This window comes from Hansschlegelia beijingensis (genome assembly GCF_045505405.1).
GTDB classification, from domain to species: domain Bacteria; phylum Pseudomonadota; class Alphaproteobacteria; order Rhizobiales; family Methylopilaceae; genus Methylopila; species Methylopila beijingensis_A.
Genome location: NZ_JBJKEX010000378.1, coordinates 1 through 2,886 on the forward strand (window position 1 = coordinate 1; position 2,886 = coordinate 2,886).

Here is a 2,886-nt window from a genome sequence, read left to right on the forward strand (position 1 = left end):
TCCTTCGGTGGCACATGTACGATCAGCGAACACGCTCTCATTCAACGAACGTCTTAGGCGCGACCATTGGCGGGCCGGCCGCTGGAAGCGCTGGCTGCTGATCGGCATCCCCTATCTGTGGCTGCTCGCGCTGTTCCTCGCGCCGTTCGCGATCGTCCTGAAGATATCGCTGTCGCAGACCACGATCGCGCAGCCGCCCTACGAGCCGGTGCTCGATCTCGCCGCCGGCTGGCAGGGGCTGGTCGACTTCGTGTCGGGCCTCAGCCTCGAGAACTACTCGATCCTGTTCGAGGACGAGCTCTACGTCGCCTCCTATCTCTCGAGCCTCAAGATCGCGGCGATCTCCACGCTGCTGGCGCTCCTGATCGCCTATCCGATGGCCTACGGCATGGCCCGGGCGCCGAGGAGCATCCGGCCGACCCTGCTGATGGCCGTCATCCTGCCGTTCTGGACCTCGCTGCTGATCCGCGTCTACGCCTGGATCGGCATCCTCAATCCGGACGGCCTGCTCAACGCCTTCCTGATGTGGACCGGGGTGATCAGCGAGCCGCTCTACATCATGAACACCGAGACGGCCGTCTATATCGGCATCGTCTATTCCTACCTGCCGTTCATGGTGCTGCCGCTCTATTCGAGCCTCGAGAAGCTCGACGAGACGCTGCTCGAGGCCGCGGCCGATCTTGGGTCACCGCCCTGGCGCGCCTTCTGGCAGATCACCGTGCCGCTCTCGCTGCCGGGCGTGGTGGCCGGCTGCTTCCTGGTGTTCATCCCCGCCGTCGGGGAGTTCGTGATCCCGGATCTGCTGGGCGGCTCCGATACGCTGATGATCGGCAAGACGCTCTACAGCGAATTCTTCCTCAACCGGGACTGGCCGGTGTCCTCCGCCATCGCCGTGCTGCTCCTGCTGGTGCTCGTCGTGCCGATCGCGATCTACAACAACGTCCAGGCCAAAGAGCTCGAGGGCAAGGCGTGAGAAACGGCCTCTCCTCGATAAATCTCGTGGCGCTGACCTTCGGCTTCGCCTTCCTGTATCTGCCGATCGTCCTGCTGGTGATCTACTCGTTCAACGAGTCGCAGCTCGTCACCGTATGGGGCGGGTTTTCGACCCGCTGGTACGTTTCGCTGTGGCACAACGAGCAACTGCTCGAGGCCGCATGGGTCACGCTTCGCGTCGGGCTGATTTCGGCGACGCTTGCGACCGCGCTGGGGACGCTCGGGGCGATCACGCTCGTTCGCATGGGCCGCTTCCGGGGACGCACGCTGTTTTCCGGAATGGTCTACGCGCCGCTCGTGATGCCGGAGGTGATCACCGGACTCTCCATGCTCCTGCTGTTCGTGGCCGTGGGGCTCGATCGCGGCTTCTTCACGCTCATGCTGGCGCACGTCACCTTCTCGATGTGCTTCGTGGCCGTCGTGGTGCAGTCGCGGCTGGTGTCGTTCGACAGGAGCCTCGAGGAGGCCGCGCAGGACCTCGGCTGCCCGCCGGTGAAGACGTTCTTCGTCGTCACCCTGCCGATCATCCTGCCGGCGATCGTCTCCGGCTGGATGCTCGCCTTCACGCTCTCGATCGACGATCTGGTGATCTCGCAGTTCACCACGGGGCCCGGCGCGACCACGCTGCCGATGCGGATCTACTCGTCGGTGCGGCTCGGGGTGAAGCCCGAGATCAACGCGGTCTGCACGATCCTGATCGCGATCGTGACCACCGGCGTGATCATCGCGTCGATCGCCACCAAGCGTGCCGAGAACGAGCGGCAGAGGGCCGAGCGCGCCGCGGCCGCCGGCCGCTGAGGCTACTCGCCGGAGGCGCGGGCCTCGCCGGCGGCCAGCGCCGCCTTGAGTTTCGGCGCCAGGAAGGAGCCCTCCAGCCGCACCGGCAAAACCCATTTGCCGTTCGGCGGCCGGACCGAGCCCTGCAGCTTCAGCTCGCGCTCGACGAGCCGCGCCTCCCCGGCGAGCGTCAGGGTCGCGTCCTCGCCGACGATCGACAGATCCCTCGTGTAGGCGACGCCCTGTTTGACCTCGATCGTCGCCTGGGCGGCGCTCACCTTCATCGCGCCGCGCAGGCCCGCGAGCGTCAGGGCCCGGCCCTTTCCACCCGCATTGAACGTGCCGTCCGCGAGATGCGCCTCGGCGCTCCCGTGCAGGCTCGCCACGACGGCGGCGATGGAGGCGCCGGCGCCTTCGAGCGAGAGTTCGCCCGAGAGCGCCCCGGTCAGCACGGGGGAAACCACGAAACGCCGCAGCGCCGCCTGAAGGTCGACCCCTTTCAGCGCCCCTTCGACGCGGATGCGGACGCCTCCCGGATCGCGGCTGAGCGAAAGCCGGCCGCCGACGCTGCCGTCATAGGCCTCAGCCTCGCCGATCGCGACGTCGAGGCTGTCGTTGGCGACGGAGATCGTTGCCGCCGTCTCGCCGATCCGAAGATCGCCCAGGCGGATCTGGTCGGCCGACAGCCGCAGGTCCAGGTCGTAGCCCTTGACCGGCTTGAGATCGATCCGCTTCGCGTTCCAGCCGCCGCCCTCGTCGCGAAGGGCCGGCGCGATGCCGTTCACATAGGGGTCGAGATCGAGCCGGCCGGTGTCGAGCGTGGCCTCGATGCTCGGCCTGCCGTTCTCGAGCGTCAGCCGGCCGACGCCGAAGAACGCGCCGCCCTCGAGGTTCAGCTCCGCGTTCGAGACCGCGAAGCCTTCATGATCGGCGGTGGCGCGGCCCGTGAGCGAAAATCCCGTGAGGGGCGAACTGCGCCGGGGCGCGGGCGCGCCGAGCCATCTCAGCGTCTCGCGCAGCGAGGACGCCCGGGCGCTGATGTCTCCCCGCTCGATTTGCGACAGGGCGGCGTCGAGCGCCTTGGTCTTGTCCATGGAGCTTCCTTCGACGAGGCGG

General features: G+C 67.4%; 3 protein-coding genes. 2 read left to right on the forward strand and 1 reads right to left on the reverse strand.

Going from position 1 to position 2,886, the window contains the following annotated elements; all coding sequences use genetic code 11:
• The first annotated feature begins 94 nt into the window (after window positions 1-94).
• Both ACIKT0_RS16300 and ACIKT0_RS16305 read left to right on the forward strand, forming a co-directional pair.
• Entirely contained in the window at window positions 95-973 is an 879-nt protein-coding gene (locus tag ACIKT0_RS16300) for an ABC transporter permease subunit (protein ID WP_407106430.1), read from the forward strand.
• The gene (locus tag ACIKT0_RS16305; protein WP_407106426.1) at window positions 970-1,791 is read left to right on the forward strand and encodes an ABC transporter permease; all 822 of its coding nucleotides are present in this window, start codon (window positions 970-972) and stop codon (window positions 1,789-1,791) included. Before ACIKT0_RS16300 ends, ACIKT0_RS16305 begins: the two co-directional genes overlap by 4 nt.
• A gap of 2 nt (window positions 1,792-1,793) precedes the next feature.
• Here the strand turns inward: ACIKT0_RS16305 and ACIKT0_RS16310 are convergent.
• The coding region (locus ACIKT0_RS16310) for an AsmA family protein (RefSeq protein WP_407106428.1) at window positions 1,794-2,886 on the reverse strand (1,093 nt) is incomplete at its 5' end.